This is a genomic window from Levilactobacillus sp. (genome assembly GCF_022646225.1).
Classification (GTDB): domain Bacteria; phylum Bacillota; class Bacilli; order Lactobacillales; family Lactobacillaceae; genus Levilactobacillus; species Levilactobacillus suantsaiihabitans.
This window is the reverse complement of sequence record NZ_JALCJA010000002.1, coordinates 402,546-417,556: the sequence shown is the minus strand read 5'-3', so window position 1 is coordinate 417,556 and position 15,011 is coordinate 402,546. Positions and strand designations below refer to the sequence as shown.

Annotated in this window: 16 protein-coding genes; 1 reads left to right on the top strand and 15 read right to left on the bottom strand. The window is 54.4% G+C overall.

Features of this window, described 5'->3' with window-relative positions:
- Positions 1 to 81 precede the first annotated feature (81 nt).
- The 15 genes from LKH74_RS04645 to LKH74_RS04575 all read right to left on the bottom strand — a co-directional run bounded on the left by LKH74_RS04645 (position 82) and on the right by LKH74_RS04575 (position 13,998).
- On the bottom strand, positions 82 to 813 hold the full coding sequence (locus tag LKH74_RS04645; protein WP_287788426.1) for a DUF4430 domain-containing protein: 732 nt from the start codon (positions 811 to 813) through the stop codon (positions 82 to 84).
- Positions 814 to 841: 28 nt separating this feature from the next.
- Positions 842 to 1,891 carry a fucose-binding lectin II gene (locus LKH74_RS04640; protein ID WP_287788424.1) on the bottom strand — a complete coding sequence of 350 codons (1,050 nt, stop codon included), beginning with the start codon at positions 1,889 to 1,891 and terminating at the stop codon, positions 842 to 844.
- A gap of 14 nt (positions 1,892 to 1,905) precedes the next feature.
- Positions 1,906 to 2,544, bottom strand: a complete 639-nt coding sequence (locus tag LKH74_RS04635; protein ID WP_135367060.1) for an ECF transporter S component — start codon at positions 2,542 to 2,544, stop codon at positions 1,906 to 1,908.
- A gap of 43 nt (positions 2,545 to 2,587) precedes the next feature.
- Positions 2,588 to 4,261: an ABC transporter ATP-binding protein gene (locus LKH74_RS04630; RefSeq protein ID WP_287788423.1), complete on the bottom strand. Its 1,674-nt coding sequence runs from the start codon at positions 4,259 to 4,261 to the stop codon at positions 2,588 to 2,590.
- Complete coding sequence (locus tag LKH74_RS04625; RefSeq protein ID WP_287788421.1) at positions 4,249 to 5,142, bottom strand: energy-coupling factor transporter transmembrane component T; 894 nt, start codon at positions 5,140 to 5,142, stop codon at positions 4,249 to 4,251. Before LKH74_RS04625 ends, LKH74_RS04630 begins: the two co-directional genes overlap by 13 nt.
- Positions 5,143 to 5,801: 659 nt before the next feature.
- A complete protein-coding gene (locus LKH74_RS04620) occupies positions 5,802 to 6,395 on the bottom strand; it encodes a TetR/AcrR family transcriptional regulator (protein ID WP_287788420.1) in 594 nt (197 codons plus the stop codon).
- Positions 6,396 to 6,444: 49 nt separating this feature from the next.
- Positions 6,445 to 7,338 carry a lysophospholipid acyltransferase family protein gene (locus tag LKH74_RS04615; protein ID WP_287788419.1) on the bottom strand — a complete coding sequence of 298 codons (894 nt, stop codon included), beginning with the start codon at positions 7,336 to 7,338 and terminating at the stop codon, positions 6,445 to 6,447.
- Positions 7,339 to 8,283 carry a glycosyltransferase family 8 protein gene (locus LKH74_RS04610; protein ID WP_287788417.1) on the bottom strand — a complete coding sequence of 315 codons (945 nt, stop codon included), beginning with the start codon at positions 8,281 to 8,283 and terminating at the stop codon, positions 7,339 to 7,341.
- A gap of 15 nt (positions 8,284 to 8,298) precedes the next feature.
- Positions 8,299 to 9,120 (bottom strand): glycosyltransferase, encoded by an 822-nt coding sequence (locus tag LKH74_RS04605; protein ID WP_287788416.1) that lies wholly within the window; start codon positions 9,118 to 9,120, stop codon positions 8,299 to 8,301.
- A complete protein-coding gene (locus LKH74_RS04600) occupies positions 9,117 to 9,860 on the bottom strand; it encodes a lysophospholipid acyltransferase family protein (RefSeq protein ID WP_287788414.1) in 744 nt (247 codons plus the stop codon). The genes LKH74_RS04605 and LKH74_RS04600 overlap by 4 nt, the downstream gene beginning before the upstream one ends.
- A gap of 176 nt (positions 9,861 to 10,036) precedes the next feature.
- Positions 10,037 to 10,735 carry a type 1 glutamine amidotransferase gene (locus LKH74_RS04595; protein WP_287788413.1) on the bottom strand — a complete coding sequence of 233 codons (699 nt, stop codon included), beginning with the start codon at positions 10,733 to 10,735 and terminating at the stop codon, positions 10,037 to 10,039.
- Positions 10,736 to 10,898: 163 nt separating this feature from the next.
- Entirely contained in the window at positions 10,899 to 11,441 is a 543-nt protein-coding gene (locus LKH74_RS04590) for a hypothetical protein (protein WP_287788412.1), read from the bottom strand.
- Positions 11,442 to 11,540: 99 nt separating this feature from the next.
- The gene (locus LKH74_RS04585) at positions 11,541 to 11,951 is read right to left on the bottom strand and encodes an amino acid decarboxylase (protein ID WP_287788410.1); all 411 of its coding nucleotides are present in this window, start codon (positions 11,949 to 11,951) and stop codon (positions 11,541 to 11,543) included.
- Between the two features lie 2 nt (positions 11,952 to 11,953).
- Positions 11,954 to 12,517 (bottom strand): UbiX family flavin prenyltransferase, encoded by a 564-nt coding sequence (locus tag LKH74_RS04580; RefSeq protein WP_287788408.1) that lies wholly within the window; start codon positions 12,515 to 12,517, stop codon positions 11,954 to 11,956.
- Between the two features lie 14 nt (positions 12,518 to 12,531).
- A complete protein-coding gene (locus LKH74_RS04575; protein ID WP_287788406.1) occupies positions 12,532 to 13,998 on the bottom strand; it encodes a UbiD family decarboxylase in 1,467 nt (488 codons plus the stop codon).
- A 122-nt stretch (positions 13,999 to 14,120) separates the two neighbouring features.
- On the opposite strand from LKH74_RS04575, the gene LKH74_RS04570 reads away from it, so the two are divergent.
- On the top strand, positions 14,121 to 15,008 hold the full coding sequence (locus tag LKH74_RS04570; protein ID WP_287788405.1) for a LysR family transcriptional regulator: 888 nt from the start codon (positions 14,121 to 14,123) through the stop codon (positions 15,006 to 15,008).
- Positions 15,009 to 15,011: the final 3 nt, after the last annotated feature.

The window sequence follows — 15,011 nt, the reverse complement described above, 5'->3', positions numbered from 1 at the left end:
CATTAACTAAAGAGGCTTCCGAACGGGTCAAAGCACTGTTCGGAAGCCTCTTTATTAGTTGAATATAACTTAATTGATTACTCAGTATCCCTTAGTCGTAAAGTACCAATGCACCTTATCCCCGGCTTTAACAGCCTTCTTATTAGCCGCCTGATCAATAAACTTCCCATTGACCCGGTACTTCCAGCCGCTGCCGACCTTGACGTCGTTTTCGGCTAGGCCGTTGATGCTGCTGACGTAGACGACCACGCCTTGTTGGGCCTTGATCTTGAGCTTGGATGATTGGAGCACCGTGAACGCGTTGGACTTGCTGTTCACCTTGACCTTACCATCGAAGAAGGTCTTCTTGTAGCCGCTGACCACTAAGTGTGCGGTCGCTGCTGATGACTTCTTCTTCTTGGTGGCTGACTTGGTTGTCGTGGCCGTAGTTGCGTGGTGCTTGGTCGTCCGTGCTGGCGAGCTCGTGTGGTGCTTAGTGGCCCGCTTACTGGTCGTCGTTGCACTGGCGCTGGTGGCCGCCGACGAACTGGCTGCCGTGGCGTGATGCGTCGTGGCCGCCGTTGATGACGAGGTTGTCTTCGCCTTGGTAGCCGCCTTCTTGCTGGACGACGACGCCTTTTGATGCTCCTTCTTCGCTACCGAACTGCTCGTCGTACTTGCTGATGACGACGACGTTGATGACGAACTGGTGGCGACTGCCGCCGTGTCCGGTTCCGCCGCTTGCGTTTGGCGACTCTGTTGAAACGCCAGCGCGCCGCCGATCACTAAGATGGTGGCGACGACCGCCGCGATGATCCACCTGGTCTTCTTCATGCCAACTACCCCTTAACTCTATGATTGATTATTTGAACGTGTAAACTAACTTCTTGCTGTAGTTACCATTGTGGTAAGCGCTCGCTGCCACACTCACTTGACCGTAAGCCAAGACCATGCTGTAAGCATCCTTGATAGACCCGTCAGCCTTAACGTAACTGAACATGGCCTTCAAAGGCGTTGCCGTTTGGCCCTTCTTGATGGCCTTCTTGTTGACGAACTTGTAAGACGTCTTGGTCGTGCTCAACGCCAAAATACCTTCGGCCGTCGAGTTGGCGTTAGGATTTTCCTTGCCGTTGTAAGTGTACCCAAAGGCCCCACTCTTGTAGATGTTCTTCTTCAAATAGTTGCGACCAGCCACTTCGGCCTTCTTGACCGTCTTGTTCTTGCTCTTACTCATCATCATGGCAGTCACTGCCGTGGCCGTAGTATCAGCATCGACGCTGGCAGCCGTGTTGTTGTAAGCCCAACCGTTGTTGGATTGCTTGTTCTTAGCGATCTTCAAGCTCAATGAGTTCTTGGAGAATTTGGCCTTGCTAGGCTTCTTGAAGGTCTTGTTGGAAGAAACGGCTATCAAGGCTTGGCTTTGCACATTGACCGTTTGTTTGGACATGGATTGCTTGTACAATTTGTTAACCAGGTTCATGTTCTTCTTGGCGCCAGCTGGCTTGTACTTAGTCGGGTTAACGCCAATAGCTTGCAGGCCAATGATGGCCGTAGCCAAGGTTGCGGGATCACTCTTGCTGTTGATGACCAGGTTCTTCTTGATCAACTTTTTGTTGGCCTTGGAGAACTTGTAGCCTTGCTTCTTCAAGCCTAACAGGAAATCAGAGTAACCCGAAGCGGCCCCCGTGGTTGGGAAAGCGGACTTGCTAAAGATCTTGGCTGTGCCGTTGACCCCATCCTTGTTTTGTTTCATCATTTTTTTCGCGTATGTATAGAGCGCTTTTTGTTTACTCTTTTGTGATTTCTTGGAAGCGACCTTGACACTAGCGGCGTTGACATCCATGACAGGTACGACGGCCCCTAAAGCCATAACGGCGGTCAATGAAGCAGCAATTAACTTATTGTTCAACATGAAAAATATCCCCTTTATAAAATATTATATTTCGTGACTAACCGATCCATCAGTTTTCGCCACGGGTGATACAACAGTAACAGACTCACGGCATTGGTTGCCGCGTGAAGCGCGTCAAACATGAGACTGGCAGCAAACGACAGGAAGAAGCTGGCGGGACGCAACGGCCGAACGTAGGCCAGGGCATACCACAGATCCATGATCCAGCCGAACCAAAAGCCCCACAAGGCGCCCCAGACGACCATCACCCAGACCTTATTTTTCAGCGGCGTCCGCCCAATCAAACCGGTCGTCAGGCCCATCAGGCCCCAGGCCAACATTTGCCACGGCGTCCACGGGCCTTGACCCAAGAACAGGTTGGAGACCAGTGCCATCATCGACCCCGAAACGAAGCCCAGTTCTGGCCCCAAGGTAATCGCGCTGACGATGACCACGAAACTGGTCAGTTGCACGTTGGGAATTGCCGCCAGCGGCACCCGGCCAATGACCCCTAGCGCCACGATCACCGCCAGAAACACCAACAGGCGCGTGCCCATTTGCCGCTTTTCAAAGTGCCAATAGGCTGGCAACAGGCTGCAAGCCAAGCAGGCAAAGCTAAAGATGACAAAGTGATGGCCTTTCACCAGCAACATCCCCGCCAATACCAGCAGCATCAAGCCCACCGGCACGACTAGGGTCCAACTATTTTTCCACCAACTACGCTGTTCGATCCTTCTCACCTCCTTTCATGGCGACTTGCGTGACGTCGCGGCTGAACAAGGCGGTCGGCACCTGCTGGCGCAACAACCGGTTGATCGCCGTCGTGGACAAGAAATTGTCCGTAAAGAATTGCCGCGTCGGTTGCGGCTGATTGAGCCGGCCGTCAAACATAAACGTACACGTGTCCGCAAATGCCGCGCAGAAATCCATGTCGTGACTGGCCATGATGATCGTCAGCCCATCTTCGTGGAAGCGTTGCAAGAACCGCCCAACCAGCTGCTTGGTCGCCGGATCCAATCCCTTGGTCGGCTCATCTAGCAACAAGACTTGCGGCTGGGTGATCAACGCCAAGGCCAAGCCGACCAGCTGTTGCTGCCCCCCGCTGAGGTCAAACGTGTTGTGGTCGGCCACTGCGGTCAATTGCAGGTCCGTGAGCAGTTGCGGCACCCGCTCCGTTGCGTCGACTCCCACCAATTTGGCCTGGGCTGTCAATTCCTCGGTGACGGTCTCGCCGCTAAATTGCTCCGTCGGGTTCTGCGACAGGAAGCTCAGCCGCTGCAGACGGTCGTGATTTTTCATCTTCCAAACCACCTGCTGGTCGAGCTTGACCTTACCATGTTGGGGCTTGCGCAGGCCCGCCAAGACACTCAGCAACGTGGACTTGCCCGAGCCATTTTTACCAATGATCGCCAGCCAACTACCCGGCGTGACGTCCAAATCGACCTGATGCAAGATGTCGCCGGTCGTCGGATAACGCAAGGACACGCCCTTGGCCGTCAGACTGAAGTCGCTGGACGGCGGGCTGGGTTGGGGCTGCGGTGACGGCACCGCCGCAAACCGCCAGGCCTGTTGGGCGATGACCTGGCGCCCAGTCGTCACCGTCAGTGGCAATTCGGCCACTGGCAAGTGATGCGCCAGGAAAAACGCGGGCACCGGCGGCACGAACGGTCGCAACGTCGGCTCCGCGTGCATGCGGACCAACCCCGCCGACACGGGGCCGTCGTAGGCCAAGCGGCCGTGTTCCAACAACACCAGCCGGTTAGCCAACGCCAGTACCCGACTCAATCGGTGCTCCGTCAAGATGATGGTGATGGCCAGTTCGTCATGCACCTGCTGTAAAATATTGAGGAAATTTTGCGCCGTGGTCGGGTCCAGTTGCGCGGTCGGTTCATCTAGCAAAATGACCTGCGGCTTCAATGCCAGCACTGAGGCCAGGTTGACCAGCTGGAGTTGTCCCCCCGACAAGTCTTGCACGGGCGTATGTAAGAGTGAATTCAAGCCCAAGAAGTTAGCCACCTCGGCGATTCGACCATTCATCGCGGCCGTCGCGTACCCGAGATTTTCCAAGGGAAACGCCAGCTCCTCGATCACGGTCGCCATGATGGGCTGCACCTGAGGATCCTGGGCCACGTAGCCCAGCTGTTGTGCACTCACGTCGCCGGTCAAATCCGCTACTGGCGTCCCCTGGTAGGTCACCTGGCCCTGCTGAATGCCCGCCGGTTTGAGTTCAGTCTTCAATTGTTTGAGCAGCGTGGTCTTGCCGCTCCCAGTCGCGCCGACCACCGTGACAAAGTCACCCGGATGAATGTCCAGGGAAATGTCGGTCAACGTGGGCACGGTCTGACCCGCATACGTGAAGGTCAGGTGTGTACTTTTGATTAGTTCTCGCATAGTCGGTATCCCACCTCACCCATCAATGGTAAATTAATAAAGCCAATCATGATTAAGCCGGCCCACCAATCGCCTGAGCCCAACACGCCAAACTGCGTGATGTCGCCGGTCCAGCCCCAACCGTGCAGGCGCAGACCCACGATGATTGCAAAGACGATCAGACTGACCACGCCAAAGACGGCGTCCATTGCCTGCCAACGGAAGGTCTGGTAATGACTGCGTTTCTTGGCGCCAAAGCCGCGCGCTTCCATCAACACCGCCGTTTCCATGGCCGCAGACACGGAGTCGATCAGCAGGATGCGCAGCAGTTGGCCGGTCTTTTGCAGCCGCCCGCGCCAGGCGCCTTCGCTCACCACGATGCCGCGGGTCTTTTGCAGCATGACCAGCCGCCGAAATTTCTGCGTAAACAGGTTGACCATGCGCAGCGAAATCGTTAGTAGCATTGCCAAGCGCGGCACCACCGGAAACAGCAAGTAGCTGAGTTTGGGCGTGGTGATCACGCCATTGAACAAGACAAAAGCAAGAATCATGCCCCCCAGCGACAAGGCCATCGTCACCCCGTAGAGCACCGCGGTTTGCGTGATGCGCACCGTGAAGCTGCCCAGGTGACCGACCCACAACGGGCGCCCGGTCTGATTCAAGATGACGTTGAATAGCCAGATCATCGCCATCAGCGACCCGACCCCTTTGAGGGTACGCCAGACCTTTTGGCAATCAAAATACCAGCCGCACAGGCCGCACAGCCCCACAAACAACGCCAACGTGAGCACCAGGTGGTTGAAAATCAGCAATAATGTGAAGAGTTCAACGAAATAAATGGCCGCCACCAAGGGGTGTAACCGACTGAAAAAAGTTAATTCGTCAAAGATACCCACACGCATTGCCCCGTTCACCGCCTTTCTGAAACCGTTTTCCAGGGTTCCATCTTATCATTTTTAGCCGCGACAAACCCACAATATCTTGTTAAGATAGTCCTTTTTTGTACTACCAATAGCGTTTTTTTGCGATTTTACGGATTTCTTGTCGGTACCGGTAGAAATTATACCAGGAAATGAGGCCAGCTGCTTGGACCACTCTTTTAAAATTGGGTGCTTGACGACGCGCGACCCCCTTAGCCACGGGGGGCAACCCTTTTTCGTTTTTTTCACAATCCTGAAGTTTTCCACGTGGCCCGCACTGCTACCGCAATGTATAAGTCCTTAACTGAGGTTTGAACCTGAAATTAAAGCGTTAATTGCCAGAATGGCGGGGTTCTGACACCTGAAATTGGTGAAACTAGGTGCCTGCGGCGGCCAGGTCCTAACATGAAGCGGTCAACAACTAATCCCAATGCCATGAGTCGCCCAGTAACAATACTTCTAGCCAATTCTTATCTTTCACCCTTTAGTTTTGGGTAAACCAAAATGCATCCGCAGCGTTTCTAGACGCTACCGATGCATTTTTTGCTTTGTGTGAAATGCTAAGAATTCCTTAAACTCACGAAAAAGCGGTCACAAATGACCAGTGAATTTCGTTTGTAAAATTGAGGGACTTTTTTAAGCTACAGCACTTGCAGTACCAGATGAACCTGCTGGGCCACCTGGTCGCGCGTGGCAGCTGACAGATACCGGTGATTGCGCAACAACAACTCCTCGAACAGTGCCTTGACAGAAAGCGACATCAAGGTCTGAGCCAACGTTGCGAGGTCCGCTGGACGACGATTCGTCTCAAGATTCTGCAGTGCCGTCGTGAGTCGCGTCTGCACACCATCAAAGGCCTGAATTAGCCAAGCAGATTGCTCATCTGACAACAACTGCCGCTCCCGCACCGTAATTAACAATGATTGGTAACCCACTTCGTCCTGAACGACTTGGGTTATGCCATCGAACAAAGCCATCATGTGTTCTTCGATATGTGTATTGTCCCAATCATCCAGCAGTGCATTGGCCACACGCATCCGCTGATCGACGCCTTCGTGCACGATGGCATCCAACAGTTGGCGCTTCCCCTTAGGAAAGTAATAATACAATAGGCCCTCTGCGATGCCTGCTTGCTCCTTGATTTGTCGCGTCGACGTTCCGGCGTACCCCTGCTGGGCAAATAATCGTCGCCCCACGTCGATAATATTTTGTCGCTGTTGTTCACTCTTTTTCATGACTGTCGCTCCATCTTCTGCTAACCGTCCAACGGTGTTATTTAACTCATTATACCGTTTTTGATTGACTAGCGGCTAGCCACGTCCGCTTTCCCCGCCAGCCAGCGATGTCATCGGGTTCTGCTTGATAGGTCAGAGGCTTGCCATACGCAGCTTCATAAGCGGCCTTCTTTTGTTGATAGTCTGTCGCCATCATGAGCCGGCTATTCTCACGAACCGACAAGTGCGGGTCTGGATAAATGGTCGGCAGTACGTGCATCACATAACGTGTTTGGTCGAATTCGGCGTTGTCCACCAATGGCAGGTCGCGAATCTCCACGAAACACGAAACGACCGGCACGCCGAACTTAGCCGCGTAGTAGTAGGCGCCGCGCTTGACTGGCCGGGGCTTACGATAGTTGAACCACATCTCTTGTTCCGGATAGATCAACAGAAATTGCCGCTTGGCTAGCACCTGTTCGACCAATTGCGGGAACACGCGTCCAGCATATTCTTTATCATCGCTGATGGGGATCGTATCGTAATAGGTCATCAAGTACCCGATCAGTCCTCCCATTTCTAGATTGGTATCGCGACTGACGATGAATAACCGCTTTCGCCCGGCAGCCCGCATCGTCTTGCGCACAACCGTGTTGTCCAAGGGATTGAAATGATTGCTGGTGACAATAGCGCCCCCGGTTACCCCTTGCAGGTTTTCCAGACCGTGGATTTTCGTGCGTCGATTGAAGTATCGCGTGGCCAGATTGGCGACACGCCGGGATACGTGATTATTCATGCGATACGTCAGTGTGTCACGCCGAGCCAAGTACTGACGCAAGAGGTCTTGTTGCTGATCTTTGGTCAAGGTGGGATCGGCCACCTCCACTTTGGCGTTAAATTGGCCCGCCGCGGCGTCGCGCTCAATGTTAGCCACCACTTGTTGTTTCATCCCACCGATTATCATTTAGCTCAACTCCCTTTCCATTTGGTCTAGTTGGCTGCGATTCTGGCTGGCAAATGTTTCTAATTGGCCCAACAATCCTTGTTCAGTGACACGGTCTTGAGCCCGATCAGCGTCCGTGTAGGCCCGCTGAATCGCCTTGATTTCGGCATAGTACGGGGATTGTGGGGCAATGTCCCAGAAGTAATCTCCGTTTTGGGCGTCGGCATAGTACCAGGGTTTGCCAAATAGGCTGTAGTGCACCAACTTAGGCACACTGACGCGGGTCTGGCTCGTCGGCATGACGTTCCAGGCACGGTCGATTTTCAAGACCCGGTTGCGACACAAGAGATTCAGGTAATCCTGGTCAGGCGCAATAAAATCAACCCGGTAGTCGGTCAGACAATGGACGAATTTTTCGTTAAAATGTTCTGCGCGCATTTGCTTTAGATTCAGTAACATCACGCCCGAGTTGAAGTAATCCGCAATCGGCAGCTTTAAATGCTGGGTCACATAGGCCACACTTTGAGCATTGTCTGCGGCAAATGTATCCGCCACGGCCCCTACTAAATTATCCCCAAGCGGCTGGTCAAACAAGTCGGCCAGATCCGTGGTCGTAACCACATCAGCGTCTAAATAGATGCCTCGGTCATACTGCGGGAACATGGCGGCGATAAATAACCGGAAATAAATCGTTAGGGTAAAGGTGTCACCCCGTAGTTTCATGTGTTCACCGCCCAGTTGCGCCTTTAAGCTATCTTGCATGGGCACAAATTGGATTGTCACGTTGGCTGTCGCCTGTTGCCCCAGTTTTGTTTGATTAGCGGTAGACAGATCATCGCACAGAATGATCAACTCATAGTGGTTGGTCGGGTCGGCGTGGGCAATGATCGACGTCATCGCAACGGAAAGGTAAGGGGCATAGGCATCATTGATGGAAAAGAAAACAGGAATTGTGGTCGTTGTCATTGGGAAGGACTCCTTTTACAAGTTAGTAATTATTTTTTGATAGTCGGTTAAAATATCATCGTACTCATGTAGCTTCAGTCGATCATGCATGGCGGTGACCTCCCACGGCTTGACCGTCAACGTGTGGACCCAGGGGAAGAACCGGAAGCTGGTGGTGAAGTGCTGAAAAATGGTCTCGGCGTGCAGGCGTCGCTGTTCATTGTAGCGACGCGGCAATAACCGCTGACGCGTGACCAGTTGATGTAACGCTGACTGATCCGGCATGAACATTTCTTGGACTTGGCACAACTGCCGACTCCGGGCAAATAGCCCCGTTCGTCGAATCTCTGCCAAGTTCAACAACAAGACGCCCGAGTTGACGTAATCCCCACGCGGCCAGTGGCGATGGAAAAACCACCGCCCATAATGATCCAGCACACCCGCAAATTCAATGCCGCTCAAGTCTTGGTAGTACATTGCGCGCGGATCTTGCCGACAAATCACGTCTGTATCCAGGTACAATAGGCGATCCGGCAAGCTCGGCACCTGATCTGCGTACAACCGCAACACACAACACGGAGTAAAGATCGTATTGCGATTGGCGGTAGGTGGCGTTTGACGCACCAATGCCGTCACATCGACACGGGTAACACAATTAGCTGGATTCGTACGTTTGACCAACCGATTCAGCCCTTCGGCCGTAGTGGCAGTCAGTGGTAAAAACTGACGGGTATCGCTGTGCATGTGCGCCGTCAAAATGGTGATGTTAAGCGGTTCCGGCACTCGTTTCAGCAGTGACAAAATGGAAATTAACAGCCCCTGTTTCATCCGGGCATCCCCACAGTATAAAATGTTCATCGCGACACCTCCTCATAATGTACATAACTGACGTTGGTCGTGGCGGTTCGTTTGGCCATGCAAGCCGTGACCATCTGCGCTAGTTGTCGCTGTTGCTGTTTCGGTGACAACCGCGGATCAGGTCGAAACGGACCGTCAACGTACACGACCTGCCGCGGGTGGCGTAACCAGCGACGACGATAGGTCACAGTGATGGTGTAAGCGGGTACCCGCTCGCCGATTGGGAAATGAAAAGCCCCCGAATTAAACGGTCGGATGCCGGGATAGTAAGGCCAAACATGTTCCTCGGGATACACCATCAACCATTCCCCCGCTGCCAACTTCTGATGAACCGCGTGACGAAACGCCCGCATCTGGGTCAGCGTTTGCGGCGTAGGCACGGCCCCACCGAATACTGTCAACGGCCCAATCACCGGAATCCCTAGATTTGCTGGACTAGCTAACACATTAAAGCGCTGGGTTGCCCCCAGATACAACGGCAATAACACGTCGCCGGTCGGTTGGGTATGATTGCCATAAACCACACAGGGACCAGCGGTGGTCAGCCGCCACCCGTTCTTGATCGTAATGGCATGCGTGTGAACGTATAACCGGCTGATACCCTTGGCCAGTCGCCGAAACCACCGCCGCTGCCAAGCTCGTCCAGGCAACCGCCAATCGTAGTCAGCCGGCAGTTGCCAATCTTGATGGCGACTAGTTACCAGATCATCATGAAAGGTGCGATAAGTCTTTTGCCGCATGAGATCATCCCCTAACTAATAAAGTTGAGTGAGTGCTCAATCACTGCACCATTAATATAGCACATTGGGATGTGAATGCAAGCTCATTTTTACCTTTTTCTTTTGTTTACAAAAGCGGCAACCCACTTGAAAGGGTTGCCGCTAGTCTATTTATGAAGATCAATTGCGTTTGCAAATTAGCTCAGTACGCCGTTTCCCGCCGTCGCATGCCGTTTGGTAATAAAATTCAATAGCCGAAAAGTCAGCGACTCCGTTTCAACCGATTCCGGATAATCCAAGATCTGTTGCGGCGTCTGGTTCAAGACGGAGCCCGCCGCGTAATCACCGTCGTTGACCACCATTTCTCGGACGTTATTTGCTAAGGGCTCCAGGTGAAACTGCAGACCCAGCACGTTATCGCCCAACAGGAAACCTTGATTGCGCAGGTGCGCGCTGGAGAACAGCAACTGCGCGCCTTGCGGCAGGTCAAACATCTCTTCGTGCCAGTGCAGGACGGTCACGGTTGGCGGAACACCTGGAATCACGGTACTCTGCCGGGTGACCGGGGCCCACCCCACTTCCTTGGCTGGCGCCGCATGAACGGCCCCACCCAGTTGCTTGACGATTTGTTGCGCGCCAAAGCAGACGCCGAAGATGGGCTTGTGGGCGTCCAGGAGCTGTTGAATCAGCTGCCGTTCCGCCTTGATCCACGGCAAGTCATCGTTGGGGCTCATCGGTCCGCCCAAGACCACCAACAGGTCCGTTTGCGTGGCGGTCGGCAGCTGGCCGAATTCAGCCGGGTGGTAAACGTAAAGTTCATGCCGATTGGCGTTGGCCCAGCTCTGAATGGCACCCGGGCCCTCGTCCGGCGTCTGTTGTAAAACGTTCACTCGCACGTTAAAATTCCCCCTTAATCCAGCGAAACGCCATCCCAGCTGGCATGGCGTTCACTGATACATTATGCTGAAACTAATTCTTTTCCGCAACACAACTTGAGCTGGTCACCTACCGTCCGCCAACTGCCCTATCAGCCAGTGCAACAAAATTATACCGCAATGCTTATTTGTAATAGACCTCGCCGCTAAAATGCTTGGTGCCCCGCTGCTTGGCCACGTGTTTGCTGGTGTAATAGTGAGCCGCCGTCCAGACGCCGGCACCCCCGGCCTGGCTTAGGACTGGTACGCGTTTGCCACCGACCGTCTTGGTCATGACCCGGTAAAAGTCCCCGTCGCCCATGACCTGATTCCAGCCCCGGACGTTGAGCCACTGACTGCGATGAGCCCGCACCGTGGTGGCCGTGCTCCAGGTGAAGTGGCGCCGGAACTTGGTGGTCGTCAGCTTGTGCGCGTGAATGTGCGCCAGATAGTTGACGGCGTGGTGCTCGCCGGCGTAGTAGGTCCGCCCGGAAATTGCTTTCGCGCTAAATTTCAGCGTGGATAATTTCCCGTTGGCGTAGTGATACCAGGTGTGGCGGTAGCGTTTCGGCAGCGCCTTTAAGGTCGTTTTGGCCTTGGCTTGCGCCGTGGTGGGTGTCAGTAGGTGACCGCCACCGACCGTAGCCGCAGTGGCCAGCACGGCCAGCTCCATTAACAATTTTTTCATATCTGAATCCTCCCCGATGGCAAACGGGTCCAGCCCATTTGTTACTCCCAATTATACGCTTGGTCGGCGGGCAGGTGTGTTACAGATTGACCACTAATCTCACTGGGGCTGCTCCGAATCGCTGTAGTATTCCGGCGCGGGGGCGTTCACCGGATGTGTCGCCAACCAGTCCACGATTTGGTGGCCCAACGCTTCTCCCATCGGTGCCGACGCCGCAATTTGGGCCTTGGTGATCTGGTTGACGTGAATGCCGGCAGTGATGGTGCAGCTGCCCGGCAACACCGGTTGCACCACCCTGGCGATTCGCTCGCCAACAAAATTATCCTTGTGAAAGCGGCCATCATGGCTGGGAAACTTCACCGTGTGCAGCGGCGTGGTGCGGGTCAACGTAGTCACGTCACCGATGTGGGGGTTACTGCCACCGGTCACCACGATGAGGAGATCCTGGCCAATCACGGTCAGCTCCGCGGTGATCGTGTAATTTTCTTGCGTCACGTGAAATTTAGGCACGGTTAATCTCCCTCCCAACGCTTGGCCTGGGGCACAGCAATCCCAAAGGCATCCAACACCTTCATGGTCTGGTGGTCGACCAGGTCTTGAATGGTCTGCGGCTGATTGTAAAAGGCGGGGATCGGTGGAATGATCTGGGCACCCAACTTAGCCAGCTTGGTCAGATTCTCCAAATGGATCACGCTCAGCGGCGTCTCGCGGGGAACAATCACCAATTTGCGCTGTTCCTTGATGGTCACGTCGGCCGCGCGGGCAATCAGATTTTCACCAAAGCCATAGGCGATACTGGCAACGGTCTTCATGCTGGCGGGCACGACGATCATGCCGTCGCTTAGAAACGACCCGCTGGCAATCGCAGCGCCCTGGTCGCGGTCACTATAAACGACGTCGGCTAGGCTCTTGATGTCGGCCAACGTGGCGTCCGTTTCCAACGCCAAATTTTGTTTGGCCCAGGCACTCATGACCAAATGGGTCTCCACGTCGGGCATCGCCTGCAATTTTTTCAACAGGTCGAGCGCGTAAATCGTTCCGGAAGCACCGGTCACGCCAATTACAATCTTCTTCATTTCCGATCAGTCCTTTACTTTAAATACTTCTGCCAATCCGGCACGTCCAAGAACTTGGCGCGTACGAATTGGTCCTTCATATCAAACGGCACGGTGCCGTCGATGACCAATTTGGACGACATTCCCCGGGTCCGAATCGACTTAGGGTCATAGGCCGGCCGTTCGGAAGGATCGAGCGGGTGGTTGCGCATCCCGGGTAAGACCAGCAAGTCCTGATCTGCTTGGAAGCGCGTATTCACAGTCCACATCACGTCGTTCATATCAAAGATATCGACATCCTCATCGACCAAAATGACCGTCTTTAGCTCCTTAAAGGCCGAAAATGCCAGGAGCGCCGCTTGCCGCTGAATCCCCTCGTCGGCCGCATCTGCCTTGTGGATCTGCATGATGGTCATCAGCTTACCACCACCAGCCGGCGGATTGTACACGTTCAACACCTTGCCGGGAATGGCGCGGTTGGTCAGCTCTAAAATGCTGGCTTCGGTAGGAATACCGGCCATGCTGACGTGTTCTTCGGAAGGACCGATGACACTTTGCATGATAGGATGCTCCCGATGGGTAACGGCCGTGACCTTGATCACCTGCAGTGCTGGGTTGGCATCACCATCATAGCCTGGAAATTCCGGCATCGCCTTGCCCGTGTGGGTGTTGATGTCTTCTTGAATCCGCTCGTGGGGCAAGATGACGCCTTCCAGCGTAAATTCAGAACGGGCAATCGCATTTTCATCGACCGTCAGTGCGGGTGTTAAGCCGACCGCCTCTTGGCGAATGGCCCCGGCGACGCCCAGTTCGTTGTAGCCCAGCGGCGTGGTCGGCGGCTCAAAGGTACAACCGATGGTAATGGCCGGGTCTAACCCGATGTTGATGGTCACCGGCATCGGTTCATTGGCATCCTCATATTCTTGGGCAAACGCGCCAATATGGCGGCCGCCCGGCATAATGTAGATACCCAGTTTGTCCTTGTCTTCTAAGACCATCCGGTGAATCGTCACGTCACTCATAGTCTTGGCCTTGTTCGACCCCAGCACCACGCCCACCGTGATGTACGGGCCGGCGTCTTCTGGCGTATTGGTCGGCGCCGCCACTAACTTGCGAATATCAAAATCCGGGTCGGTCGCCCGATGCACGACCTCGTGCGCCGGTGCGTCATCGACCATCACCGGCGGCACGGGATGTTCCACGGCGTCATTTAAGAATTGCCCCAGCGTGCGCGCATCGTGGTGGAACATCAGCCCGACACGTTTACGGCTGGCCATCAATCCCGTCAACACCCGGGTACCAGCAAATCCCTTGACCTGATTAAACATCATCGCCGGTCCTTCTTGGGTCGGCCGTTGGACCGTCCCGCCGGCACCGATATAGCGGTACACGCCGGACAGTTCGGCATTGGGATCCACGGGCACGTCGGTGGCGTGGTACTGCCCGGGATGCGTTTGTAACTCTGCTAAAACTTTGCGTAAATCATACGGTTCATTTGTCATGTGCTGACCTCCTTGTCATCTACACCGTCTATCTTAGCCTGTAAAACGGTTGCAAACAATTCAGATTTCGACTACTGTTATGCTTAACAGGAATAACAGCCAATTTGAGAAAGGACCTACCCATGACCATTGCCGACCTTTACAACTTCATCACTGTTTATCAAATCCGCAATATTTCAGACGCTGCCGTTGCCCTGCACCTGACCCAATCGGCGCTGTCCAAACGCCTGAAATCACTTCAGACCGAGTTGAACAGTACCCTGATTTCCACGCGAAACAAGCGCCAGCTGAGCATCACCGAAAGCGGCGAGGTCTTTTTCCGTTACGCGCAGACAATGACGACGCAATACGAGCTCATGACTAGTGAACTGGCGGCATACCGCGACCTTAAGCGTGGGACCATCCACGTCGGCACGGTGCCCGTCATGGCTCAATACGGTCTGGCCACGAAGATGAGTCGTTTCATGGCGACCTATCCGCACCTCAACATTCGCCTCGAGGAGCTGGAGGGAGTGGCTCTCCTGCACAAATTACAAAATCAGGAACTCGACTTAGGAATCTTGCGCGACGTCCAAAGCCAACAGCTCAACCCCTCACAATTTGCCACCGTGACCCTCGCCGACGATACCCTCAAGGTCGTTTTGGCCGCCGATCATCCCCTCGCCGCCAAGTCTCAGCTGACCATGGCCGACCTGGCCGACTTTGAAGTCGTCAGCCTCAATCCGGGCTCCGGCGTGTACGAAAAGATGGGCGAACGCTACCAGCAAGCTGGCATCACCCCCAACATTCGCTTCACCACGCCACACATCGAAACGCTGCTGGCCATGATCACCGGCACCACGCGGGTGACCTATCTGTTCGCCAAATCCGCCGCCCCCTTTCTGTCGGACGCCTTTGTGACGCGGCCCTTTGCCCAACCGCTGATCAGCCACCTACAGCTGGTCTATCCCCGTGGCACGGTTGCTGCCGCCACGCAGCGTTTCGTGTCGGCGCTGACTCAGGAGGACTGACCC